18 protein-coding genes are annotated in these 23,697 nt (G+C 66.4%); 7 read left to right on the forward strand and 11 right to left on the reverse strand.

The features are described 5' to 3' along the window. Positions 1 to 24 precede the first annotated feature (24 nt). Positions 25 to 1,209 (reverse strand): 4-hydroxybenzoate 3-monooxygenase, encoded by a 1,185-nt coding sequence (pobA, locus tag BZL41_RS21825; protein WP_095601221.1) that lies wholly within the window; start codon positions 1,207 to 1,209, stop codon positions 25 to 27. 147 nt (positions 1,210 to 1,356) lie between these two features. On the opposite strand from pobA, the gene BZL41_RS21830 reads away from it, so the two are divergent. The 4 genes from BZL41_RS21830 to BZL41_RS21845 all read left to right on the forward strand — a co-directional run bounded on the left by BZL41_RS21830 (position 1,357) and on the right by BZL41_RS21845 (position 6,853). Beyond that, a complete protein-coding gene (locus BZL41_RS21830) occupies positions 1,357 to 2,229 on the forward strand; it encodes a helix-turn-helix domain-containing protein (RefSeq protein ID WP_095601222.1) in 873 nt (290 codons plus the stop codon). A gap of 267 nt (positions 2,230 to 2,496) precedes the next feature. Then, the gene (locus BZL41_RS21835; protein WP_095601223.1) at positions 2,497 to 3,324 is read left to right on the forward strand and encodes a p-hydroxycinnamoyl CoA hydratase/lyase; all 828 of its coding nucleotides are present in this window, start codon (positions 2,497 to 2,499) and stop codon (positions 3,322 to 3,324) included. 87 nt (positions 3,325 to 3,411) lie between these two features. Then, positions 3,412 to 4,863, forward strand: a complete 1,452-nt coding sequence (locus BZL41_RS21840) for an aldehyde dehydrogenase (RefSeq protein ID WP_095601224.1) — start codon at positions 3,412 to 3,414, stop codon at positions 4,861 to 4,863. A gap of 106 nt (positions 4,864 to 4,969) precedes the next feature. Next, positions 4,970 to 6,853 carry a feruloyl-CoA synthase gene (locus BZL41_RS21845; RefSeq protein WP_256578221.1) on the forward strand — a complete coding sequence of 628 codons (1,884 nt, stop codon included), beginning with the start codon at positions 4,970 to 4,972 and terminating at the stop codon, positions 6,851 to 6,853. A gap of 195 nt (positions 6,854 to 7,048) precedes the next feature. Here BZL41_RS21845 and BZL41_RS21850 read toward each other — a convergent pair whose 3' ends face one another. Continuing rightward, positions 7,049 to 7,531, reverse strand: a complete 483-nt coding sequence (locus tag BZL41_RS21850) for a MarR family winged helix-turn-helix transcriptional regulator (RefSeq protein ID WP_095601225.1) — start codon at positions 7,529 to 7,531, stop codon at positions 7,049 to 7,051. A gap of 317 nt (positions 7,532 to 7,848) precedes the next feature. On the opposite strand from BZL41_RS21850, the gene BZL41_RS21855 reads away from it, so the two are divergent. Together BZL41_RS21855 and BZL41_RS21860 are read left to right on the forward strand one after the other, a co-directional pair. Then, the gene (locus tag BZL41_RS21855; protein WP_095601226.1) at positions 7,849 to 9,288 is read left to right on the forward strand and encodes a coniferyl aldehyde dehydrogenase; all 1,440 of its coding nucleotides are present in this window, start codon (positions 7,849 to 7,851) and stop codon (positions 9,286 to 9,288) included. A gap of 14 nt (positions 9,289 to 9,302) precedes the next feature. Beyond that, positions 9,303 to 10,232, forward strand: coding sequence for an alpha/beta hydrolase (locus BZL41_RS21860; RefSeq protein ID WP_095601227.1), 930 nt, complete (start codon positions 9,303 to 9,305; stop codon positions 10,230 to 10,232). Positions 10,233 to 10,394: 162 nt separating this feature from the next. Here the strand turns inward: BZL41_RS21860 and BZL41_RS21865 are convergent, their stop codons facing one another. From BZL41_RS21865 to BZL41_RS21890, 6 genes are all read right to left on the reverse strand, one after another. Beyond that, positions 10,395 to 11,123 carry a hypothetical protein gene (locus BZL41_RS21865; RefSeq protein WP_095601228.1) on the reverse strand — a complete coding sequence of 243 codons (729 nt, stop codon included), beginning with the start codon at positions 11,121 to 11,123 and terminating at the stop codon, positions 10,395 to 10,397. 83 nt (positions 11,124 to 11,206) lie between these two features. Further along, entirely contained in the window at positions 11,207 to 13,552 is a 2,346-nt protein-coding gene (locus tag BZL41_RS21870; protein ID WP_371916559.1) for an RND family transporter, read from the reverse strand. Between the two features lie 104 nt (positions 13,553 to 13,656). Beyond that, a complete protein-coding gene (locus BZL41_RS21875) occupies positions 13,657 to 14,694 on the reverse strand; it encodes a YCF48-related protein (RefSeq protein WP_371916560.1) in 1,038 nt (345 codons plus the stop codon). 115 nt (positions 14,695 to 14,809) lie between these two features. Beyond that, the gene (locus tag BZL41_RS21880) at positions 14,810 to 16,171 is read right to left on the reverse strand and encodes a DUF1329 domain-containing protein (protein WP_095601230.1); all 1,362 of its coding nucleotides are present in this window, start codon (positions 16,169 to 16,171) and stop codon (positions 14,810 to 14,812) included. Between the two features lie 17 nt (positions 16,172 to 16,188). Beyond that, positions 16,189 to 17,817, reverse strand: a complete 1,629-nt coding sequence (locus tag BZL41_RS21885; protein ID WP_095601231.1) for a DUF1302 domain-containing protein — start codon at positions 17,815 to 17,817, stop codon at positions 16,189 to 16,191. A 116-nt stretch (positions 17,818 to 17,933) separates the two neighbouring features. Continuing rightward, positions 17,934 to 18,701 carry a coniferyl-alcohol dehydrogenase gene (locus tag BZL41_RS21890; RefSeq protein ID WP_095601232.1) on the reverse strand — a complete coding sequence of 256 codons (768 nt, stop codon included), beginning with the start codon at positions 18,699 to 18,701 and terminating at the stop codon, positions 17,934 to 17,936. A 269-nt stretch (positions 18,702 to 18,970) separates the two neighbouring features. On the opposite strand from BZL41_RS21890, the gene BZL41_RS21895 reads away from it, so the two are divergent. Beyond that, the gene (locus BZL41_RS21895) at positions 18,971 to 20,800 is read left to right on the forward strand and encodes a sigma-54-dependent Fis family transcriptional regulator (RefSeq protein WP_095601233.1); all 1,830 of its coding nucleotides are present in this window, start codon (positions 18,971 to 18,973) and stop codon (positions 20,798 to 20,800) included. Positions 20,801 to 20,909: 109 nt separating this feature from the next. On the opposite strand, the gene BZL41_RS21900 is transcribed toward BZL41_RS21895, so the two are convergent. The 3 genes from BZL41_RS21900 to BZL41_RS21910 are packed head-to-tail and all read right to left on the reverse strand — an operon-like array spanning position 20,910 to position 23,666. Further along, on the reverse strand, positions 20,910 to 21,635 hold the full coding sequence (locus BZL41_RS21900) for a GntR family transcriptional regulator (RefSeq protein ID WP_095601234.1): 726 nt from the start codon (positions 21,633 to 21,635) through the stop codon (positions 20,910 to 20,912). A gap of 31 nt (positions 21,636 to 21,666) precedes the next feature. Further along, positions 21,667 to 22,620, reverse strand: coding sequence for a PDR/VanB family oxidoreductase (locus tag BZL41_RS21905; protein WP_095601235.1), 954 nt, complete (start codon positions 22,618 to 22,620; stop codon positions 21,667 to 21,669). Next, complete coding sequence (locus tag BZL41_RS21910; RefSeq protein WP_095601236.1) at positions 22,617 to 23,666, reverse strand: aromatic ring-hydroxylating dioxygenase subunit alpha; 1,050 nt, start codon at positions 23,664 to 23,666, stop codon at positions 22,617 to 22,619. Before BZL41_RS21910 ends, BZL41_RS21905 begins: the two co-directional genes overlap by 4 nt. Between the last annotated feature and the right edge of the window lie 31 nt (positions 23,667 to 23,697).

Consider the following 23,697-nt stretch of genomic DNA (forward strand, 5'->3'; position numbering starts at 1 on the left):
GCTTGCCCCGTCGGCCTGTTCCCGTCACTCGACGGGCTCGTAGGGCAGGCCGACGTAGTTCTCGGCGATGGTGGTGCGACCGGCTTCGGTGCTGACGTAGTACTCCAGTTCGGCCTGCTGCATGCGCTGGGTGAAGGTGTCGGTGTCGGGGAAGCGGTGCAGCACCGAAGTCATCCACCAAGAGAAGCGCTCGGCCTTCCAGACGCGCTTCAGGCACAGTTCCGAGTACTTCGCCAGCAACTCGGTGCGGCCTTCGCGGTAGACCTTGAGCAGGATGCGGTACAGCGTGGCGACGTCGCTGGCGGCCAGATTCAGGCCCTTGGCGCCGGTGGGCGGGACGATGTGCGCGGCATCGCCGACGAGGAACAGCCGGCCGTGCTGCATGGGTTCGACCACGAAACTGCGCAGCGGCGCGATGCTCTTTTCGATGGACGGGCCGGTGACCAGTTTCACCGCGATGTCGGCGGGCAGGCGGGCCTTGAGTTCGGCCCAGAAGCGCTCGTCTGGCCACTCCTCGACCTTCTCGTCTGCTGGCACCTGCACGTAGTAGCGGGTGCGGGTCGGCGAACGCATGCTGCACAGGGCGAAGCCGCGCGGGTGGTTGGCGTAGATGAGTTCGTCGCTCACCGGGGGCGTGTCGGCCAGCACGCCGAGCCAGCCGAACGGATAGACCCGTTCGAAGACCTTCAGCCGCTCGGCGGGAATGGATTGCCGCGACACGCCATGGAAGCCGTCGCAACCGGCGATGTAGTCGCAGTCCAGGCGCTGGCTCTCGCCCTGTTTCTCGAAGGTGACATAGGGGCGGTCGCTGTCCGCGTCGTGCAGGCGCACGTTGGCGGCTTCGTAGATGTTCAGGGCGCCGCTGGCGGCGCGGGCGGCCATCAGGTCGCGGGTGACTTCGGTCTGGCCGTAGATCATCACCGTCTTGCCGCCGGTGAGGCCTTGCAGGTCGATGTGTTCGCGGCGGTCGTCGAAGACCAGTTCGAAGCCGGTGTGCACCAGGCCCTCGCGGTCCATGCGCTCGCTGACGCCGGCCTCGCGCAGCAGGTCGACCATGCCCTGTTCCAGCACCCCGGCGCGAATGCGGCCGAGCACGTAGTCGGGGCTCTGGCGTTCGAGGATGACGTTGTCGATGCCGGCCTTGTGCAGCAACTGGCCGAGCAGCAGGCCGGACGGACCGGCCCCGATAATGGCGACCCGGGTTCTCATTCTTGTATGCCCTCTCGGTTCTTGTTTGAGATGGCTGCATTTTTGAGTGGTGGGTTGGTCCAAAGAAGGTGATTTCCGATAGGGTTTCTGGACTTTTGGAAACTCTGTGCGAAGATCGGCCAGTCTTCTTCCTTTGGGGTCGCGTCGATGAACACTCCGTCCCCTGCGGTGCCAGTCTTTAAGCTCTACGGCGAAAACCTCGGCTGGCCGACGCCGGACCTGCTGCATTGCGAGTCGATTCCCGAGCGCAGCCGCCTGCACGGCTGGGAAATCAAGCCGCATCGCCATGCCGACCTGACCCAACTGCTCTACCTGCGCCGGGGCGAGGCATTGATCGACCTGGAGGGCGTGCAGACCCGCGTGGCGCAGCCGGCGATCCAGGTGACGCCGCCGATGTGCATCCATGGCTTCCAGTTCGGCGAGCAGGTGGATGGCTACGTGCTTAGCCTGGCGCCGCCGCTGGTGGCGCATCTGCAGGCGCAACTGGGAGCGCAGCACGCGGTGCTGGGGCAGGCGGGGCTGTATCCGGTGGGCACGGAGCGGCGCTACCTCGACACCCTGTTCAAGGCGATCGACCGGGAATATGCCACCCATGCGCCGGCTCGCGACCTGTTGTTGCAGTCGCTGGTCGGCGTGCTTGCGGTCTGGCTTGGCCGGCAGGCTTTGGTGCGCCACGCCGAGGAGCGCCCGGAGCGGGGGCGTGACTACCTCACGGCGTTTTCCCGCCTGCTCGAGCAGCACTACCGCGACCACCTGGGGTTGGACGAATACGCCCGCCGCCTGGGCATCAGCACCGCCCACCTGAACGGCCTGTGCCGCCGGCTCGCCGGGCAAACCGCCTTGAGCCTGGTGCACCAGCGCCTGCTGCTGGAGGCCAAGCGCAACCTGGTCTACACCGCCATGAGCGTCAACCAGATATCGGATAGCCTGGGCTTCTCCGAACCTGCGTATTTCACCCGCTTCTTCAAGCGCCTGACCGGTGTTTCGCCGAAGGCTTTCCGCCAGGGTGGCAGTGCCTGATAGCCGGTGGCTCTGCTGTCACTGGCGTCCCGGATTGCGCCAAGGCTTATTCGGGTTACGTGCTTCGTAGGGGCGAATCCATTCGCCCGCCGTACCCAAGCATCCGAATGGTTTCTCAGGTGAATCTTTTTTCTCGTGCTGATTATAGCTTTGCCTGTTGACGGTAGCTTGATGACGTCTCTTGTAAAAATAGTTAATTGACATAACTATATTGGTGGGCGTAAGTTTCGTCTCACTGACCGAACAACCACGCACTGGGGTATCGAGATGAGCTACGAAGGACGCTGGACAACCGTCGCTGTGAAGGTCGAGGACGGGATCGCCTGGGTGACGTTGAATCGCCCGGAAAAACGCAACGCCATGAGCCCGACGCTGAACCGGGAAATGTGCGAAGTGTTGGACGCAGTGGAGCAGGACCCGGAAGCCGGCGTGCTGGTACTGACCGGTGCCGGCGAATCCTGGACCGCTGGCATGGACTTGAAGGAGTACTTCCGCGAGACCGACGCCGGCCCGGAAGTCCTCCAGGAGAAGATCCGTCGCGAAGCTTCCGAATGGCAGTGGAAGCGCCTGCGCATGTACGCCAAGCCGACCATCGCCATGGTCAACGGCTGGTGCTTCGGCGGCGGCTTCAGCCCGCTGGTGGCGTGCGACCTGGCGATCTGCGCCGACGAGGCGACCTTCGGGCTTTCCGAGATCAACTGGGGCATCCCGCCGGGCAATCTGGTCAGCAAGGCCATGGCCGATACCGTGGGCCACCGCCAGGCGCTTTACTACATCATGACCGGCAAGACCTTCGACGGGCGCAAGGCCGCCGAGATGGGCCTGGTCAACGAGAGCGTGCCGCTGGCGCAACTGCGCGAGGCCACCGTCGAGCTGGCGCAGAACCTGCTGGAGAAGAATCCGGTGGTGATGCGTGCCGCGAAGATCGGCTTCAAACGTTGCCGCGAGTTGACCTGGGAACAGAACGAAGACTACCTGTACGCCAAGCTGGACCAGTCGACTCTGCGCGACCCCGAGCGTGGCCGTGAGAAGGGGATGAAGCAGTTCCTCGACGACAAGAGCATCAAGCCGGGCCTGCAGGCGTACCGCCGCTAGGGTGCAGGCGTATAGGCATCGATGAGCGAGGCGGCACCGGATAGCGCCTCGCAACCCTGCGACAAGTACAAGAACGAGGGTTGTCCCATGCAAGAAGTGCCTTTGCTGATTGGCGGGCGCGCGGTGTCGTCGAGCACCGGTCGCGCCTTCGAACGTCGTGATCCGGTCAACGGTGCGGTGGCCTCCCGCGCTGCCGCGGCCAGCCTGGAAGATGCCGATGCCGCCGTGACGGCTGCCCAGGCTGCGTTTCCCGCCTGGTCTGCCCTGGGGCCGAACGAGCGTCGGCGACGCCTGCTGAAGGCCGCTGACCTGCTGGAACAGAAAACCGAGGCGTTCATCGCCCTGGGCACTGCCGAGACCGGCGGCATGCCGGGCTGGTACGGCTTCAATGTGATGCTCGCCGCCGGCATCCTGCGCGAAGCGGCGAGCATGACCACCCAGATCACCGGCGACCTGATTCCCTCCGACCTGCCGGGCTCGATGGCCATGGCCGTGCGCCAGCCCTGCGGCGTGGTGCTCGGCATCGCGCCGTGGAACGCCCCGGTAATCCTCGCCGCCCGCGCCGTGGCGATGCCGCTGGCCTGCGGTAACACCGTGGTGCTGAAGTCCTCCGAGCTGTGCCCGGCCGTGCATCACCTGCTTGGCAGCGTGCTGCAGGAATCCGGCCTTGGCGATGGCGTGGTCAACGTGATCAGCAATGCGCCGGAAGATGCGCCGGCCATTGTCGAGCGGCTGATCGCCCATCCGCAGGTCCGGCGCGTCAATTTCACCGGTTCGACCCGTGTCGGGCGGATCATCGGCGAGCTGTCCGCGCGGCATTTCAAGCCGGCCGTGCTCGAGCTGGGCGGCAAGGCGCCGTTGCTGGTGCTGGACGACGCCGACCTGGACGCGGCCGTCGAGGCGGCCGCCTTCGGCGCTTTCTTCAACCAGGGGCAGATCTGCATGTCCACCGAGCGGCTGATCGTCGACGAGCGGGTCGCCGATGCCTTCGTCGACAAGCTGGCGCGCAAGGCGGCCGGTCTGCGCGCCGGGCGTCCGCTGGAGGCGTCGTCGGTGCTTGGCTCCCTGATCGATGCCGGTGCCGCCCAGCGCATGCTCGGGCTGATCGACGACGCCGTTGCCAAGGGCGCCCGCCTGGTGGTGGGCGGGGAGGTGGAGGGCAGCATCATGCAACCTGCCGTGATCGATGGCGTCACCCCGGCGATGCGCCTGTATGCCGAGGAGTCTTTCGGCCCGCTGGTCTCGGTGATGCGCGTGAACGGCGACGAGGAAGCGCTGCGGGTCGCCAACGACTCGGAGTATGGGTTGTCCGCCGCGGTGTTCAGCCGCGACGTCGTTCGTGCCATGGGCCTGGCCCAGCGCATCGACTCGGGTATCTGCCATATCAACGGCCCGACCGTACACGACGAGGGGCAGATGCCGTTCGGCGGGGTCAAGGCCAGTGGCTATGGCAGCTTCGGTGCCAAGGCATCGATCGAGCATTTCACCCAATTACGCTGGATCACGCTGCAGACCACGCCGCGGCACTACCCGATCTAGTTTTGGCGAACGACAACGACAAGCTCCCGCAACCCGGGAGCCAACAAGACTGTTTGCCTGCCGCGGCGCCGGGACGACCCCGCGTTCGCGGCTGGAGGGATGACACGTGAAAAGCGAATCTGCTGCCTGCCCCGGGGCCGGGCCGGTGCTCGATCCGGCCACGCCGCGCTATCGACAGGTGTCCATCGGCCGGGGGCCGGTGGAGGTGATCGAAGAGGGCGGTGCGCTGCGTATGCGCTCGCTGGAGCCTTTGGCCGAACTGCCCGCGCGCCTGCTGGATCGGCTGGTGCACTGGGCGCAGCGGCGTCCCGAGCAGACCTTCGTCGCCCGGCGCGGCGCCGATGGCCAGTGGCAGCGCATCAGCTATGCCGAGATGCTGCGGCGGACCCGGGCCATCGCCCAGCGCCTGCTGAGGCTGGAACTGTCGGCGGAGCGGCCGCTGGCGATCCTCTCCGGCAATGACCTGGAGCATCTGCAATTGGCGTTCGGTGCGCTGTACGCCGGGATTCCCTATTGCCCGGTCTCGCCGGCCTATTCGCTGATGTCCGAGGATCTCGGCAAGCTGCGGCATGTCGTCGACGTCCTGACGCCCGGCCTGGTCTTCGCCGCCGATGGCGATACCTTCGCCCGGGCGATCCAGCGGGTGATTCCGCTCGATGTGCCGGTGGTGACGGTGCGGGGCACCTTGCTCGATCGCGAGGCCATCGGCTTCGACGAGCTACTGGCGCGGCCGGGCGGCGCCGAGGCGGATGCCGCCTTCGCCGCCAGCGGGCCGGACAGCATCGCCAAGTTCCTCTTCACCTCCGGCTCGACCAAGCTGCCGAAGGCTGTGGTCACCACCCAGCGCATGCTCTGCGCCAACCAGCAGATGCTGCTGCAGACCTTTCCGGTGTTCGGCGAGGAACCGCCGGTACTGGTGGACTGGCTGCCGTGGAACCACACCTTCGGTGGCAGCCATAACGTCGGCATCGTGCTCTACAACGGCGGCACGCTGTACATCGACGACGGCAAGCCGACCCCGCAAGGCATCGCCGAGACCCTGCGCACCCTGCGCGAGATTTCGCCCACCGCCTACCTGACGGTGCCCAAGGGCTGGGAGGAGCTGGTCAACGCGCTGGAGCAGGACAGCCAGTTGCGCGAGTGCTTCTTCGCCCGCATCAAGCTGTTCTTCTTCGCGGCCGCCGGGTTGTCGCAAAGCATCTGGGACCGCCTCGACCGGGTCGCCGAGCAGGCCTGCGGCGAGCGCATCCGCATGATGGCCGGGCTGGGCATGACCGAGACCGCACCGTCCTGCACCTTCACCACCGGGCCGCTGTCGGTGGCCGGGTATATCGGCCTGCCGGCGCCGGGGTGCGAGGTCAAGCTGGTGCCGGTGGGCGACAAGCTGGAAGGGCGCTTCCGCGGCCCGCACGTAATGCCCGGCTATTGGCGCGCGCCGGAGCAGACCCGCGAGGTGTTCGACGAGGAGGGCTATTACTGTTCCGGCGATGCGCTGAAACTGGCCGATCCGGCCAACCCGCAGGTCGGGCTGATGTTCGATGGCCGCCTCGCCGAGGACTTCAAGATGTCCTCGGGGGTGTTCGTCAGCGTCGGCCCCCTGCGCACGCGGGTGATCATGGCCGGCGCGCCGTACGTCCAGGACGTGGTGGTGGCCGGACCGGACCGCGATTGCCTGGGGCTGATGCTGTTTCCGCACCTGCCGGCCTGCCGCCAACTGGCGGGTCTCGGGGAGAGCGCCCCGGTGGAACGGGTGCTGGCCGCCCCGGCCGTGCGGGCCTGGCAGCAGGCCCTGCTGGCGCAACTGAACGCCCAGGCCACCGGCAGCGCCAGCCGCATCGCCTGGCTGTGTCTGCTGGCCGAGCCGCCGTCGGTGGACAAGGGTGAGATCACCGACAAAGGGTCGATCAACCAGCGTGCCGTGCTGCTGCATCGCGCGGCGAAGCTGGAGGCGCTTTACCGGGGGGACGATCCGGATATCGTGCGGGCGTGAAGCGAAAGCGGGCGAATGAATTCGCCCCTACACCTGTAGGAGCGAGCTCTGCTCGCGAAGGGGCACGTAAAAAGTTTCGCCAGCAGAGCTGGTGCCTACAGAAGCGGGGCTGGTGCGACAAGCTTTGTAGGGGCGGATTTATCCGCGCGTGGGGCATCGTCGGGTGAATGAGTTCTCCCAGGCTCCTGTGTCTGCTCAGCCCTGGCGAATCTTCTGCAGCAGGCCCAGCAACTGGGCTCGTTCTTCGTCGCTGAGGGCGGCGGTGGCGGTGAGGTCGCTCTGCTTGACGATGGCCTTCAGTTGCTTGAGCTGGGTTTCCCCGGCCTTGCTCAGGAAGATGCCATAGGAGCGTTTGTCCGGCTTGCAGCGAACGCGCACCGCGAGGCCCATTTTTTCCAGCTTGTTCAGCAGGGTCACCACCTGGGGCGGTTCGATGGCGAGGATGCGCGCCAGGTCGGTCTGCATCAGGCCGGGGCTGGCTTCGATGACGACCAGCGCGGAGAACTGCGCGGGGCGCAGGTCGAAGCTGCTCAGTTCGTCGATCAGCCCCTGGGCGACCTTCAATTGCGCGCGCCGCAGGGCATAGCCGATCAGTTCGTCGAGGATGGTGCCGACCGGCTCGGCGGCCGGTGCGTCGGGAAGCGTGTCTTCGAGAGTCTGGGCGTTTTTGCGGGCCATGGCGGTTTGTCTGTCTCGGCGCTCGATGGAGGAGCCGGGCCGAAGCCCGGACTGCGTCATGTAATTAAATCGGTGAATCAGTTTCGCACTATCCGGGGGCGCTTGGCCAGTGCGGCGAATAGCCCAGCAATCGGGATGGAACCTGTCAGGTAGTTGACGGAAGTGTTCGATTACCGGCGCATCGGCTGCGATAAAACAATTTAACGTGTTTAACTATTTTTATCGGCCACGGCTCCGGGCATACTGCTTGGCAGGCCGGTGCGACGAGCGCCGGCAACGGCCGGTCCAGAACAAGAACATAACCAGGAACCCCTGCCATGAGCATTATCGGGAAAGACGGCGCACCGGTCTCGGCGGCGCAGATACAGGCCGCCTTGCAACGCTTGAAAGAGGCGCACCTGACGGAGGGGCCGAGCAGCGCGGAACAGCGCATCGACCGCCTCGACCGTGCCATCGCCTTGCTGCTGGACAACCGCCAGGCCATCGCCGAGGCGATTTCCGCCGACTTCGGCAACCGCAGCCACGAACAGACGCTGCTCTCCGACATCGGCGGCTCGGTCGCCTCGCTCAAGCACTGCAAGGCACACCTGCGCGACTGGATGCGGGCGGATACCCGGCCGGCGCCGTTTCCGGGAACCGAGGCGCGCGTCGAATACCAACCGCTGGGCGTGGTGGGGGTGGTCAGCCCCTGGAACTTTCCCATTGTGCTCGCCTTCGGCCCGCTGGCGAGCATCTTCGCCGCCGGCAACCGTGCCATGCTCAAACCCTCCGAGCTGACCCCGCGCACCTCGGCGCTGATCGCCGAACTGGTGGCCCGTCATTTCGCCGAGACCGAGCTGGTGACGGTGCTCGGCGATGCCCAGGTCGGGGCGACTTTCAGCGCCCAGCCGTTCGATCACCTGATCTTCACCGGCAGCACCTCGGTGGCGCGGCACATCATGCGCGTGGCGGCGGACAACCTGGTGCCGGTGACCCTGGAGCTGGGTGGCAAGTCGCCGGTGCTGGTGTCGCGCAGCGCCGACCTGCGCACGGTGGTGGAGCGGGTGCTGACGGTGAAGACCTTCAACGCCGGACAGATCTGCCTCGCGCCCGACTATGTGCTGCTGCCCGAGGAACGGCTTTCGGCATTCGTCGAGGAGGCGCGGCGCTTCGTTGCCCAGGCGTATCCGCGCCTGGGGGACAACCCGGACTACACCTCGATCGTCAATCCGCGCAATTTCGACCGCCTGCACGGCTACCTGGCCGATGCGCGGGGCAAGGGCGCGGCCGTGCTGGAACTGAACCCGGCCGGCGAGGACCTGGGCGACCGTATGCGGCGCAAGATCGCGCCGACGCTGCTGCTGGACGTCCGCGATGACATGCAGGTGCTGCAGGAGGAAATCTTCGGCCCACTGTTGCCGCTCAAGACCTACCGCGACTTCGGCGAAGCGATCGACTACGTGAACGCCCGGCCGCGTCCGTTGGCGGCCTATTACTTCGGCGAGGATGCCGCCGAGCGGCAGCGGGTACTGGAGCGGACCACCTCCGGCGCGCTGGTGGTGAACGATGCGATGACCCATGTCCTCGCCGAGGACCTGCCGTTCGGTGGCGTAGGGCATTCGGGCATGGGCGCCTATCACGGCATCGACGGCTTCCGTACCTTCAGCCACGCCAAGGCGGTGCTGGTACAGAGCCCCGGCGGGGAGGCCAACCTGCCGATGCGTGCGCCCTATGGCGAGATGATCCACGGTCTGCTTGACCATCTGTTGACCCCCTGACGCCGGAGCCTGCCATGAACCTGACCCATCTGCCGGCCAAGCTGCTGCGCGCCTTCGCCCGGCGCATGAAACCGGTCGTCGTCTACGATGCCGCGCGGTATCCGCTTCACGAGGTTGCCGAGATCTTCATCCCGACCCCGTTGGGTGCGGCCCGCGCGTTGCTCTACTACCCGAAGCTCTCTGGCGGAGCGCGTCTGCCGGTGTTCCTGAATCTGCACGGCGGCGGTTTCGTCGCCGGCGTGCCTGAGCATGACGATCCCTACTGCCGGCGCCTCGCGCACAACCTCGGCTGCTTGGTGGTGAACCTCGACTATGCACTGGCGCCGGAACACCCGTTCCCGGCCGCGCCTCGACAGTGTTTCGCCGTGCTGGAGTGGCTGGCCCAGGAGGCCGGACAATTGGGCATCGACCCCTGGCGTATGGCGGTGGGTGGGCACAGCGCCGGTGGCAACCTGGCTGCCGCCGTGGCCCGGCAGGCGAGGGGACACAGTGCTCTGCGGGTGCTGCACCAGGTGATCGACTATCCCGCGATGAACCTGGCCCTGGATCCGGCCGAAAAGCGTTCGGCCCTGGCGAAGCCTTTGCTCGGCCCGCGCCTGATGCGTTTCTTCAACCGTTGCTATCTGTCGGATCGGTCCCAGGCCCACGATCCATTGGCCTCGCCGGCGCTGGCCGCTCCCGGTGAGCTGGCTGGCATGCCGCCAGCGACGGTGATCGTCGCCGAGTACGACGTGCTGCGTGCGGAAGCCGAGGTCTACGCCCGGCGCCTACGCGAGGATGGTGTGCCGGTGGTCGAGCGGATGTTCGCCGGCTGCGATCACATGTTCACCCACCTCGGACCCGAGGCCCCGGCGGAGGCCGCCTGGCAATTGATCGAAGATTCGTTGCGCGGCGCGTTCTATGGCATGGCCGAGCAGGAAGGAAAAGCGGCTTTGCCAGCGTGAAAATCGATGTGGATGCTCCTACGAATGTGGCTCGTTTGTAGGGGCGGATTTATCCGCCCGCGGAGTGCGCGGGCGAATGAATTCGCTCCTACGAGAGCGGGCTCGCGGAGTGTTCACTTCCCTCATCAAACGCAGCATCGTACGGCGCTTACCGCTTACCGCTTACCGCTTACCGCTTACCGCCAGCCGATCCAGTTCGCGCATGATTTTCGACAGGTAGCGTTCCTCACCGCCGAGCGTCCGGCCGGGTTCGCTGGCCAGCAGGCGCGGGCGGGTGAAGCGGTAGGTGCGCCAGTGCTTGTTCAACTGCTCGGCACTGTCCGGCAGTGCGCTGGGTAGCGCGGCGAAATCCGCTTCGATCCGCGCATCCTTGGCGACGAAGGTCTCGGCGCTCCAATTCACCGAATGATCGCCCAGGGTCCGGGCGTTGCGTGCCTGGGCGTGTAGCAGCAGCTCGCCGAGGGCGAGGCTCTGCCGGTGCAGCAAGCGGACCGTTGCCGGCAGGTTGGCGGCGGCCGCGGTGTAGGCCGCCAGTGCGTTGGCGTCGAGCTGGCGCTGGCTGTCCAGCAGGTCGATCAGTAGCGCCGGGTAGCGCGGCGACTCCTCGCGTGGCAGGCGCTGCAGAACGGCCAGTGTCGCCTGCATCCGTGCCAGGGCTGGGCGAATGCTTTCCGGGCCGCCGGCAGCCAGTGCCTGCAAGCGCTCCAAGGCTTCGTGGCAGGCGCGCAGGTTGCGCGGGTCGTCGGTGCGGTTCTCGGGGTTGAAATGGATCAGCGCATTGGCCGCCAGCAGGTAGCCGTTGCTGCGTAGCGCGTGGTAGCGCTGGAGTTCCGCATCGGTGGCGTGGGCGGGGAGGCAGAGGCACAGCAAGAGGGCTGCCAGGGAACGCATGGATGCTCCTTATCGGGCGTCGTGACGGGGAATCGCGAAAAGCCCGGAGCGCCGGTCACCTTCTACCGGCCTCCGGGAAATTCTCAGTTCGCTGGCAGGCTCAGGCCGGCCGGTTTCACGGCGAACAGCTTCTGCGGCAGCAGGAAGTAGGCGAGGGCCGGCAGCAGGATCAGCGCGCCGAGCATGTTGACGAGGAACATGAACGCCAGCAGCAGGCCCATGTCGGCCTGGAACTTGATCGGCGAGACGATCCAGGTGGCCACGGCGATGGCCAGGGTGACGCCGGTCAGCAGGACCACCTTGCCGGTGAACAGCAAGGCGCGGTAGTAGGCCATGGACAGGTTGTCGCCGGCGCGCATGCGGGCCAGTACCACGCTCATGACGTAGAGCGAGTAGTCGATGCCGATGCCTACGCCGAGGGCGATCACCGGCAGCGTCGCCACCTTCACGCCCATGCCCAGCCAGACCATCAGCGCTTCGGCGAGCACCGAGGTGAGCATCAGCGGCAGGATCGAGGCGAGTACGGCGCGCCAGGAGCGGAAGGTGATCCAGCACAGCACGATGACCGCGCCGTAGACCCAGTAGAGCATCTCCTGCATGGCTTTCTCGACGACGATGTTGGTGGCTGCCTCGATCCCGGCGCTGCCGGCGGCGAGCATGAACTTCACCTCGGGAATCTGCTGCCGGGCGATGAACGCCTCGGTGGTGTCCACCACCCGGCTCAGGGTTTCGGCCTTGTGGTCGGCGAGGTAGACGTACAGCGAGAGCATCGAGCAGCCCTGGTTGAACAGTTCGCGTGGCGCGCGGGTTTGCACCGCACCGAGGGCGCCGTCATTGGGGATCAGCTCGTACCACTTGAAGTTGCCCTCGTTGTAGCCGATTCCGGCGATCTTGCTCAAGGTGGCCATGGAGTTGGTGGATTCGACGCCCGGCAACTGCTCGAGTCGCCAGGCCAGCTCGTCTACCGCCGACAGGGTGGCATAGCGGGTGCACTGGTCCTCGGGGGTCTTCACCATGATCACGAAGATGTCCGAGCTGGCGGCGTAGTTGTCGTTCATGAACTGCACGTCGCGGTTGTAGCGCGAGTCGGCGCGCAGCTCCGGTGCGCCGGGGTCGAGGTCGCCGATCTTCAGATGCAGCCCGATACCCTTGCCGACCAGCGCCAGCAGCAGGCCGGCACCAAGGGCGAGCAGCGCCCAGCGGCGGGTGGTGAAGCGGTCGAGGAAGCGCCACAGCGGGTGCCGGCTGCGGCCCTGGGCATCGGCCTGTTCCGCCTGCAGGCTGCGCTGCGCGGCCTTCGGGCTGACGCCGAGATAGCTGAGCAGTACCGGCAACAGCACCAGGTTGGTCAGGATCAGCACGGCGACGCCGATGCTGGCGGTGATCGCCAAGTCCTGGATGACCTTGATTTCGATGACCATCAGTACGGCGAAGCCGACGGCATCGCTGATCAGCGCGGTGAGGCCGGCGATGAACAGGCGGCGGAAGGTCAGCCGCGCGGCGACCAGTTTGTCGGTGCCGCGGCCGATGTCCTGCATGATGCCGTTCATCTTCTGCGAGCCGTGGCTCATGCCGATGGCGAAGACCAGGAAGGGTACCAAGATCGAGTAGGGGTCGAGTTCGTAGCCCATGGCGGCGAGCAGGCCGATCTGCCAGAGCACGCCGATCAACGAGCAGAGCACCACGACGAAAGTGCTGCGCACGCAGCGGGTATAACCGAACAGCACGGCGACCGTGACCAGCACCGCGGCGACGAAGAACAGCGCGACCTGGGCCATGCCATCGATCAGGTCGCCGATCAGCTTGGTGAAGCCGGTGATGTGGAGGCGCAGGTTGTCGGTCTGGTATTTGGCGCGGAGGTTTTCGAGGCGCTGGGAGAACCGGCCGTAGTCCAGCGGTTTGCCGGTTTCCGGGTCGATCTCCAGTAGCGGCAGGAAGATCACGCTGGACTTGAAGTTGGCCGCCACCAGTTGGCCGATCTCCCCGGAGCGCAGCACGTTGGCGCGGATTTCCTCGAGGCTGGCTGGCGAGCCGTCGTAGCTGTCGGGGATCACCGTGCCGCCGTCGAGGCCGTCCTCGGTCACTGCAGTCCAGCGGGTGGTCGGGGTCCACAGCGACTTCATGTAGGGCTTGTCGACGCCCGGCAGCAGGTACAGCTCGTCGTTGAGTTTGGCCAGGGTGTCCAGGTAGCCGGCATCGAAGATGCTGCCCTCGCGCACTTCCACCGCGATCCGCACGGCGTTGCCGACGCCGCTCAGCTCCGCACGGTTCTCCAGGTAGTTGGCCACGTAGGGGTGCGAGGTGGGGATGGTCTTCTCGAAGCTGGCGTTGAGGCCGATCCCGGTGGCCTGGTAGCCGAGCACCAGGGTGGCCAGCAGGCAGAACAGGATGGCCAGCGGGCGATGGTTGAAGATGGCGCGTTCGATCAGGTTGCCGGTGCGCGGGTCGAAGGTGTCGAGCCGGCGGTGCGCATCAAGGTAGCGATTATTGTCGTTCACATCTCACTCCGGTTACGCCAGGTATCCGCGGCGGCTCAGCGTTGCGCGGTGGAAGGGCGGGCCACGCCGCCGAGACCGACGCTGACCAGGCTGCCGTCTGGCGCCTGGACGATGCCGGCCACCGAGGCACCGCCGGCACCGGCTGGCTGGAAGGTCCGGCCCCGGTCCTGGCTGAGCAGCAGCTCGCCGGCCTGGCTGGCCAGCAGCAGTTCGCCGTCGTGCAGCGGGGTGGCGCTGGAAAAGGTGGTTTCTAGGCCGGTCTCGATCGGGCTCCAGGTGTCGCCCCGGTCGCCGGACCAGTAGGCATGGCCGCGCAGGCCGTAGGCCACCAGCTCGCCGCTCGGCATGCCGAGCAGGCCGAAATAGCTGCCGTCGTAGGGCGATTCGAGGGCTTCGAAGCGGTCGCCATCGGCCTCGGCCCGCAGCAGCAGGCCACGCTCGCCGGCAATGTAGAGCCGGCCGCCCGCGGCGCGGATGGCGTAGAGGTTTAGGCTTTCCGGGTTGTCCAGGTGGCGCAGCCACGGCTGCCAACTGGCGCCGCCGTCGCGGGTGCGGAAGATCAGGTTGTAGGCGCCGACGACATAGCCTTCGTCGCGGTTCTTGAAGTAGAGCGCGAGGAACGGCTTGTCCGGTCCGTCCTTCACCAGCCATTCGGCGTCTTTCACGCGTTTCTCGCCGTCGGGCGCGTGGACGTGCTGACGCGCATCGTCCAGGGCGAGCTGCGCCGCTCGGACACCGTCCAGTTGTTTGCTCCAGGTCTCGCCGCCGTCGCGGCTGTGCAGGACCACGCCCATGTGGCCGACCGCCCAGCCACGTTCGGCATCGACGAATTGCACGGCGGTGAGACTGACGCTGACCGGCACTCGCGCCTGCCGCCAGGTGGCGCCGGCGTCGTCGGAGAGCAGCACGATGCCGCGCTCGCCGACGGCCACCAGGCGCTCGCCAGCGCGCGCGATGTCCAGCAGGACGGTGTTCCGGGCCTTGGCCGTCTGGATGGCCGGCCGTTCCAGGGCGGGGATGCCGGTGGCGTTCGCCGGCAGGCTGCCGAGCGCCGAGCAGAGCACCAGGGCCATCAGGAAGGGCGAGGGCAGGCGAGTAGGAATTCTTCGGATCATGGACACTCCGGGTACTGCGTAAAGGGCTCCACGGAGGCCCGGCGCCGCCGTCGGCGCCGGGCCCGCCGCACGATCAGCGCATGTTCTCGCTGGCCATCGCATCGGGCGTGAAGAACGCCGCCGATGGACGCGGGAAGCTCTCGTACTGGACCGGCAGGTCGTTGGCCGAGGCGTTGAGGAAGTACGCGCCGGTCTCGAGGTTGTAGCCGCCCCACATCACTTGCGACGTGAGTACCGGCATTTCCGGCGCCAGCAGGGTCAGCGAGTAGACCTGGCGGCCCAGCTTGCCCTGGGCGTCGTAGCCGTCGACCAGCAGGATTTGCCAGGAGTCCTCGTCCACGTAGTAGGTGCGGCGCGGTACCACATGGCGCTTGCCGGCCTTGAGCGTGGCTTCCACCACCCAGACGCGGTGCTTCTCCCAGCGCACCAGGTCGGGGTTGAGGAACCTCGGCTGGACCAGCTCGTCGCTCTTCGCCGCCGCCGCGCGGTTGTTGTTGTACGGCACGATCATTTCCTTCTTGCCGACGATCTTCAGGTCGTGGCGGTCGGTCGGGCCGAACAGCATGAAGGCTTCGTCGAAGAAGCCGACGCCGGAGGTGACGAAATCAGGCGTGTCGTAGGCGATGTTCGGCGCACGGCGCACACGGCGCTGGCCGACCAGGTACTGCCAGGCGGCGCGCTTGCCCGGGTCCATGTCCCAGTGGGTCATCAGGCCCTCGCCAGCCTTGGATGATGGCTGTTCGGTGAGCAGTTTGCCGATCAGGTGCTTGCTGCCGAAAGTCTCCAGACTGCCTTCCTTGAAGTAATACGGGTGCTGGTACCAGAAGCGCGCACGGGTGGCCTGGACCTTCTTGCCGCCGGCGGTCATCAGCCAGGTGTCGAAGGGCACGTAGAAGGTGTCGCCGCCTTGCCAGGACAGCCGGTAGTTCCAAAGAATCTCGGCGCCGTTTTTCGGGATCGGGAAGGGAATGCCGCCGTAGGCGCCACTGACTTTTTCCGTGGCTTCGTCGAGGGTGGCGCGGGTGGCGTTCTGCAGGGTGTTGTCATAGACCCACTGCGGTGCGGCGGCCGAGCGGTGGGTCGGGTAGACGTCCAGGCGGTAGTCCGGGTACTTCTTCAGCAGCGCCTTGGTGCCTTCGGCCAGGGCGCCGGCGTATTGCTCCATGTTGGCGGCGGTGATGGACACCAGCGGCTTGTCCGCGGCGAAGGGGTCGGCGCGCTTCTCGCCGTTCTTGTAGCCGTCAGGGCTGGTGGTGTAGCCGCCGGTCCACTCGGGGATGCTGCCGTCGGCATTGCCGGCGCGCTCGGCGCCGAGCGGGGTGAGGTCGGTCTTCAGGCGCGCGGCTTCCTCGGGGGAGACCGCAGCCTGGGCGAGGGTGCTGCCCAGCAGGGCGATGGCCAGGGCCGACAGGCACAGCGAACGTTTGTTTTTCATGGCAACTGACTACCTTTTCAGAATGTGGTCTTGACGTAGGCGGAGATGAAGTCGCGGTCGGCGAGGGTCTGGCCGTAGGTGAACACGCCGGCTTCGTCGAGGCCCGGTTCGGCATCGCCGAAGAAGTTCACGTAGTTCACTCCGAAGTCCCATTTCTGCAGGTAGGTCGCCTTGAGCCCGATACTCCAGTCGCCGCCGTGGGAGACGCCGAAACCGGACTTGCTGACCGCCGAGGAGCGGCCATCCAGGCCGATGCCCATGCCCACCGGGATGGAGATGTCCAGGCCGTCCGCCACCTGGAAGTACGCCGGCTCGGCGAGGATGCGGAAGGCGGTGGCATCGCGGGTGGTGTTCGGGTCCAGCGCGGCGCGGTTATCGGTGATACTGAGGGTGCGGTTCCAGGCGATCTCGGCGATCACCGAGCCGCCGTCCCACAGGTCGGACGGCGACAGCAGATAGATGGCGGAAAGGTTGGCGTGGGCCGTCTTGCCCTTGGCGTAGAGGGCGTCGCCATCGTTGTCCGCCGCGGCACCGGGGGCCACCACTTGCAGGCTGCTGACCAGGGGGGCGTTCCAGCGGATCGAGGTTTCGCCGGCGATGTTGAACGAGCCGTAGGCGGTGGAGAAGCTCATACCGACGGTCTTGATGTCTTCCGCGTAGACCTGCCGGTAGTGGCTCAGCACCGGCAGCGGGGTGGGGTTGGCGTAGGCGTAGAGGCCGCTGGGGGTCTTGTCGTGGTACTGGGCGGCGTAGAAGCCCAGCTCCAGCTCGGTATCGGCCGGCTTGTAGCGGACCTGGAAGCCGCCCTGGCCGGAATCCTTGGCGCTGATGTCGCCGCCGTTGACGGTTTCGCTGCCGAACACTTCGATCAACGAACCCGAGCCGTGGCCGATGGCGTCCACGTCGCTGAAATAGCTGCCGGCGGCGGGAATGTTCGAGCGGTCCCACTCGAACTGGTAGTAGGCGCCGAGCGACAGTTGGTCATTCACCTGCACCTGGCCGGACACCTGGTTCACCGGGCGGAGGATTTCCTTGAACTGGGTGCCCGGCACGCTGATCAGTTTCACCACGTCGATCGGGCCCTGCGCGTTGGCGATGCCGTTGCCGCCGTAGAACAGGCTCTCGCCGTAGATCAGGCTGTGCCGGCCGAGGCGCAGGGTGCCCTGACTGTCGTCGCCGAGGGCGCCGCGGACGAAGACGAAGGCGTCCAGCACTTCCGCGTCGCGCCCGTGCAACTCACGGGTTTCCGAGAGGAAGTCGCGCTGGTTGTCGCTGTCCGTGTCCTGGTTATAGATATCGTCGTACCAGGCGGCGGCGCTGACCCGGGCGCCATAGTTGCTGGTGCTGACGTCCAATTCGGAAAGCACGTCGAGGCGGTTGGAGACCAGCCCTTTGTCGAAGTTGCGGTCGCCCTGGCTCTGGATATCCGGATACAGCCCGCCGGCGGTGGGGGCTTCGGTGAGATGCCTGTCCTGATCGTGCAGGCGATAGGCCAGGCTGTACTTCAGGGTGTTGTCCCAGCGCACCCGCCAGGCTGAGTCGCCCATGTCGAACTGCATCGCACCGGCCGGGGAGGGCAGGGTCGAACCGATGGCCGCGGCGATGGCCGCGACCCTGAAGGTGGCAATACCTCTGGCTGATTTCATGACTACCTCTTGTTTTTATTATCCGGGTTCATTTCACGCGGGCCGGGTGTTGACCCATGCCCATGGGCACGCTCTAGGGTCGTTCGAGGCCGGTTTCTCCTGTCGAAAAGGGACGATCAGAGATAGGTAGAGGCGAGGCCGCCATCCACGGGAAGGTTGACGCCGTTGATCCAGCGCGACTCCTCGGCGCACAGCCAGGCGATTACCGGGGCGATCTCGTCGGCGTAGGCCGGGCGCTTCATGCGCCGGGAATCCTCGGCGACGCGTTGCTCGCCGACGAGGGTGACGAAGTCGCCGAGGATCGGCGTGAACACGGGGCCCGGCGCGACGCAGTTCATGCGCACCGAGGTGGCGAGGAACCATGGCTGAGCCTGGGTGAGGGTCCAGACGATCAGCGCTTCCTTGAAGTACTGGTAACAGGTCTGTTGGTCGACCGGATGCCCGGCCAGCCAGGCCTCGCCTTCGGCGAAGCTGGCGGTGGCGGCCAGGGCCTTGTGCTGTTCCAGGCGAGCGGGCCATTCGGCGCCAAGGACGGAGGCGACGTTGACGATGGAACCGCCGGCCGGCATGCGCGGCAGCAGCGCCTGGGTCAGGTGACGCAGGCCCAGGTAGTTAACGCACGCAACCAGTTCGACGCCCGCCGTACCCGGAACCCCGGCTACGTTGCAGAGGCCGTCGATGCGCGAGGGCAGGCATTGCACGGCGGCATCGATGCTCTCCGGGTGGCTCAGGTCGGCCTGCACGAAGCCGTCCAGGGTCAGGCTCGGTTCGTTGCGGTCGACGCCGATGACATGCGCGCCATGGAAGCGGAGAAGGCGGGCGGTTTCGGCGCCGATCCCGGAGGAAACGCCGGTGACAACGATGGTCCTGTCGATCAGGTTCATGAAGGTTTCCCTTGCGGGCTCCACCGTGGAGGACGGCGAGCCGTTCTTGTTGTTGTATTGGGCAAATAGTTAATGTTGCTAATTAGTTGTAGCAAGCCATATGCCATAGACGATCGCTGTCGATTAAACCGCTCTAGATCGCTGGATAGGCGTGAATAAAGGAATTGGAGGGGCTGGAGAGGTGCCGGGGAGTGCCGCTGAAAAGTGATGATTTCAGCAAATTCATGGTGCAAGATGGCGAAAATAATAAAACCAATTAAGGGTTTTCCATGGCCAAGACGCTGATTTCCCTGGCGGAGCTTTCCGGCAAGACGGGCAAGGATTCCGCTCGCGGCGCAAGCGAGCAGTTGGCACCGCAAGCGACCCCGACGCTGCAGGATCTGACCGAGTGCCTGCTGTTCAGCCCCGGCGATGGGCGCATCTGGCTCAATGGCCAGCGCATGCTGTTGATGCACAGCAGCGGTATGGGCGCGCTGCGGCATGAGCTGATCGAGACCATGGGCCTGGCCAAGGCGCGGGGCATCCTGCTGCGTACCGGCTATCACTGCGGCGCACGCGACGCCGAGCTGATCCGCCGGCGCTTTCCCGAGGCCGACACCCTGGCGCTGTTCGCCGCCGGGCCGGTCATGCACACCATCGAGGGGGCGGTGCGGGTCGAGCCGGTGCACTTCGAGTTCGACATGAACATGGGCACCTATTACGGCGAATTCCTCTGGCATCACTCCAGCGAGGACGACGAGCACATCGAGCGCTTCGGCATCGGGACCGAGCCGGCCTGCTGGATGCAGACCGGCTATGCCATCGGCTACACCTCGGCGCTGGTTGGGCGGCTGATCTTCTATCGCGAAGTGGAGTGCCGGTCCATGGGCGCCCACGTCTGCCGGCTGATCGGCAAGCCGGCGGAGGAGTGGACCGATGCGGACGAAGAGCTGGCCTACCTGCATGCCGAGACCTTCGTGGGCGGCGAGCGCCCGCCCGTGCCGGTCGCGGCATCGCGCCCCGGCGACAAGGCGAGCGTTGCCGTTCCGGTGGCCGCCACGCCGCCTGCGCCGGTGCTGGATACCGATCTGGTCGGCGTGTCGTCGTCCTTCAATGCCGCCTGCCACATGCTCAAGCGCGTCGCGCCGACCCAGGCGACGGTGCTGTTCACCGGCGAGTCCGGGGTCGGCAAGGAGATGTTCGCGCGCATGCTGCACCGCATCAGCCCGCGCCACGACCAGCCCTTCGTCGCCATCAACTGTGCGGCGATCCCGGAAACCCTGATGGAGTCCGAGCTGTTCGGCGTGGAGCGCGGCGCCTTCACCGGCGCGACGCAATCGCGTGCCGGCCGTTTCGAGCGCGCCGATGGCGGCACGCTGTTCCTCGACGAAATCGGCACGCTCAGCCTGGTGGCCCAGGGCAAGCTGCTGCGCGCCTTGCAGGAGTCGGAAATCGAGCGGGTCGGCGGTAGCCGGACCCTGCGGGTCGATGTGCGCGTGGTGGCGGCAACCAACGTCGACCTGCGCGAGGCGACGCGCCAGGGCACCTTCCGCGAAGACCTGTTCTTCCGCCTCAACGTCTTTCCCATCCACCTGCCGCCGCTGCGCGACCGCAAGGAAGACATTCCGCTGTTGATGGCGCACTTCCTCCAGCGCTTCACTGCGCGACACGGCAAGCAGCTCAGCGGTTTTACGCCGCGCACCGTGGACGCGCTGCTGGGCTACGACTTCCCCGGCAACATCCGCGAATTGCAGAACCTGGTGGAGCGCGGGGTGATCAGCGCCCCGGAAGGCGGAGCCATCGATCTCGCCCATTTGTTCACCAGTGGCGAACGCCTGTCGCAGCCGATGTTCTCCATCGGCTCGCGCGGCACGCTGGCGGCGATGGGCGAGGAGGGCGGTGCGAGCGCAACCGAGCCGCCCGCCGCCGTGCAGGCCCCGGATCTGCTGGGTGGCCTGTTCGGCCAGCAGGACCTGGATCGGCTGTCGCTGCAGGACATCGAGGATGCGCTGATTGACTACCGCCTCAGCGAGGCGCGCGGCAACGTCTCGGAAGCGGCCCGACGCCTCGGCCTCACCCGGGCGCAATTGGCCTACCGGCTATCGCGGCGTGGGCAGTAGGGGAGCGCTTTCGTTTTGCAGCTCTGCTCGCGAACGGGGTCACGCCAACGTTTCGCCAGCAGAGCGGGCTCCTGCGAAAGCGAGTGCGAGCGGCACGTAGCCTCGAGATTCACCCCTCGGGTATTTCCTTATGGATCACCCGCATGCCGGTCGAGCCGGCCAGCGGTGGGCCGAACAGGTCGGCGTAGCGCAGGGTGGCGTTGGCGTGTTCGCGCATCAGCGCCTCGGCGCGGGCGCCCTGGCCGTTGAGCAGGGCGTCGACCACCGCGTGGTGCTGCATGTGGGCGAAGTTGAAGCGGCGGAATTCGCGTCCCATGTCGTGGCGGTCCACCACCAGCGAGCTGACCGAGGCGAACGGCAGGTGGTCGTTGCGCGACAACGCCTCGGCGATGGCAGGGTTACCGCTGGCCCGGATGATCGCCTTGTGGAAGCGCATGTTGAGGTCGTGGTAAACCTCCAGATCTTCCTCGTCGACGCTGCCTTTCTCGAATAGCCGGTCGCCGGTTTGCAGGCATTCCAGCAGCGTCGCGCGGGTTTCGGCATCGATGCCGCGTTCCGCCGCCTGGCGCGCGGCCAGCCCTTCCAGCACGCCGCGCACTTCCACCGCCCCGGCGATCTCGTCGAGGCCGACCTGGCGCACGGTGTAGCCGCGCGCCGTGGTTTTCACCAGCAGGCCTTCCTGCTCCAGGGTACGGAATGCCATGCGCACCGGCATGCGCGACACACCCAGCCGCTCGGCGGTGGGGATTTCCGCCACCCGCTCGCCGGCCGCCAGCTCGCCGGAGGCGATCATCTTACGCAGTGTGATTAGTACGTGTTGCCCGGGTTTGCACATGGCCCGCTTGTCCCGTAATGCCGTGCCGACATCATAAATCGAGCAGCAGGCGGGCGCTTCGGGCCCGTGAGCAGCAGGGGGTGAACTGGTCGTTGCGGGCGCGTTCGTCGTCCGTCATGAACAGGTCGCGATGTTCCGGTACACCATCCAGTACACGGGTCAGGCAGGTGCCGCAGATGCCTTGTTCGCAGGAGACCGGAATGCACACGCCGGCTTCGTCCAATACCTGAACCACCGATTTGTCCGTGGGGACGCGGAAGACCTGCCCGCTGCTGGCCAACTGGATTTCGAAGGCATCGCTGGCGCTTTCTGCCTGCACGGGGGCCGCGAAGTATTCGCGATGCAGGCGGCCCTCGGCCCAGCCCAGGGACTGGGCGGTGTCCAGCACGTGGCTCATGAAACCGTTGGGGCCGCAGACGTAGAGATGCGTATCGTCGTCGGGCCCGGCCAGCAGGCGCGCGGCGTCGAGGCGTTGGCCGGATTCGCCGTCGTCGAAGTGCAGGTGCACCCGGTCGGCGAACATCGAGCCGCGCAGGCGGCCGACGAAGGCGGCGCGCTCGGCCGAGCGGGCACAGTAATGCAGCGCGAAATCGGCGCCGAGTTGGGCCAGCCGTTCCGCCATGCAGAGGATCGGCGTGATGCCGATGCCGCCGGCGAACAGCAGGCTGCGTCCGGCGCGCTCCTCCAGGGGGAACAGGTTGCGCGGCTCGCCGATGCGCAGCCGCTCGCCGGGTTTGAGCAGGTCGTGGACCGCCTGGGAGCCACCGCGCGAGGCGGGGTCGCGGAGCACGCCGATCTGGTAGCTCTGTCGCTCGCCCGGCGGGTTGCACAGGGAATACTGGCGCACCAGGCCGTTGGGCAGGTGCACGTCGATGTGCGAGCCGGCACCGAACGCCGGCAGGGGCGAGCCGTCCGGCCGGGCGAGGAACAGGGTGGCGATGTCGCGGGCTTCCATCTGCCGCGCGACTACGATGACGTCGATCATGCGGCGCTCCCTTCCCGGACCTGGCGCTCGGCGGCGACGAGACGGTCGAGGATGCGCCGGGCCTGCACGCCGCCGGCGTCGATGTTCAGTTTCAGCAGGCTGCGTTCGGGATAGGCCAGCAGGTTCTTCTGCTGCCGCTCCAGCATCTCAAGGTCCTCGGCGAAAATCCTGCCCTGGCCTTCGCGAATCCGCGCGGTGAGTTCGGTGTCCTGTGGCTGGAAGTTGCGCGCCATGCCCCAGAAGTACCAGATGGAGGTCTCCGTCTCGGGAGTGATGAAGTCGACCACGATGCTGCCGGCCTTGTGCTGCGGTTCGGCGTGATAGCCGCCGTGGCCGGCATGGGCGACGCCCACGTCGATCAGCACGTGGCTGGGTGGGGTGAAGCGGCAGATCTGCCAGCGATCCACCGGCACGTCGTCGGCCAGCCCATTGCCGCGCAACGCCGCGCGCCAGAACGGCGGGGCCATGATGTTTTCCATGAAGCGGCTGGTGATCACGGTTTCGCCTTCCACCTTGGTGCTCACCGGCGCTTCGTCGATTTCCGGCTGGCCGATGCTGCTGGCGTGGACGTAGGTCTCGTGGGTCAGGTCCATCAGGTTGTCGATCATCAGGCGGTAGTCGCACTGGATGTGGTACAGCCCGCCGCCGTAGGCCCAGTCGGGGTTGTCCGCCCATTCGAGGCGATGAATCTTAGCCGGGTCCGCCAGCGCGGCATCACCGACCCAGATCCAGATGAATCCGTAGCGTTCCTCCACCGGGAACGCGCGGATACAGGGAAAGCCATGAACCCGCTGGCCAGGCATTTCGCGGGTCTTGCCGTCGCACCCCATCACCAGTCCGTGATAGCCGCAGACCAGTTGCCCGTCGCGCACGAAGCCCAGCGACAAGGGCGCTCCACGGTGCGGACAGAAATCCTCCACGGCCGCCACCTTGCCCTCGGGGCCTCGGTAGAAGGCGATCCGCTCGCCACAGATCATCCGTCCCAGCGGCTTCTCCGCAATCTCGTCAGGGGTGCAGGCAACGTACCAGGCATTCTTGGGAAACATCGGTAGCCTCCAGGCCTTTTGTTCTGATTGG

It is taken from the genome of Pseudomonas sp. PIC25, from assembly GCF_002286785.1.
GTDB lineage: Bacteria > Pseudomonadota > Gammaproteobacteria > Pseudomonadales > Pseudomonadaceae > Pseudomonas_M.

Coding starts and splice junctions, on each gene's coding strand:
- pobA (WP_095601221.1), bottom strand. CDS start 1,209: ATGAGAACCCGGGTCGCCATTATCGGGGCCGGTCCGTCCGGCCTGCTG.
- BZL41_RS21830 (WP_095601222.1), top strand. CDS start 1,357: ATGAACACTCCGTCCCCTGCGGTGCCAGTCTTTAAGCTCTACGGCGAA.
- BZL41_RS21835 (WP_095601223.1), top strand. CDS start 2,497: ATGAGCTACGAAGGACGCTGGACAACCGTCGCTGTGAAGGTCGAGGAC.
- BZL41_RS21840 (WP_095601224.1), top strand. CDS start 3,412: ATGCAAGAAGTGCCTTTGCTGATTGGCGGGCGCGCGGTGTCGTCGAGC.
- BZL41_RS21850 (WP_095601225.1), bottom strand. CDS start 7,531: ATGGCCCGCAAAAACGCCCAGACTCTCGAAGACACGCTTCCCGACGCA.
- BZL41_RS21855 (WP_095601226.1), top strand. CDS start 7,849: ATGAGCATTATCGGGAAAGACGGCGCACCGGTCTCGGCGGCGCAGATA.
- BZL41_RS21860 (WP_095601227.1), top strand. CDS start 9,303: ATGAACCTGACCCATCTGCCGGCCAAGCTGCTGCGCGCCTTCGCCCGG.
- BZL41_RS21865 (WP_095601228.1), bottom strand. CDS start 11,123: ATGCGTTCCCTGGCAGCCCTCTTGCTGTGCCTCTGCCTCCCCGCCCAC.
- BZL41_RS21875 (WP_371916560.1), bottom strand. CDS start 14,694: ATGGCCCTGGTGCTCTGCTCGGCGCTCGGCAGCCTGCCGGCGAACGCC.
- BZL41_RS21880 (WP_095601230.1), bottom strand. CDS start 16,171: ATGAAAAACAAACGTTCGCTGTGCCTGTCGGCCCTGGCCATCGCCCTG.
- BZL41_RS21885 (WP_095601231.1), bottom strand. CDS start 17,817: ATGAAATCAGCCAGAGGTATTGCCACCTTCAGGGTCGCGGCCATCGCC.
- BZL41_RS21890 (WP_095601232.1), bottom strand. CDS start 18,701: ATGAACCTGATCGACAGGACCATCGTTGTCACCGGCGTTTCCTCCGGG.
- BZL41_RS21895 (WP_095601233.1), top strand. CDS start 18,971: ATGGCCAAGACGCTGATTTCCCTGGCGGAGCTTTCCGGCAAGACGGGC.
- BZL41_RS21900 (WP_095601234.1), bottom strand. CDS start 21,635: ATGTGCAAACCCGGGCAACACGTACTAATCACACTGCGTAAGATGATC.
- BZL41_RS21905 (WP_095601235.1), bottom strand. CDS start 22,620: ATGATCGACGTCATCGTAGTCGCGCGGCAGATGGAAGCCCGCGACATC.
- BZL41_RS21910 (WP_095601236.1), bottom strand. CDS start 23,666: ATGTTTCCCAAGAATGCCTGGTACGTTGCCTGCACCCCTGACGAGATT.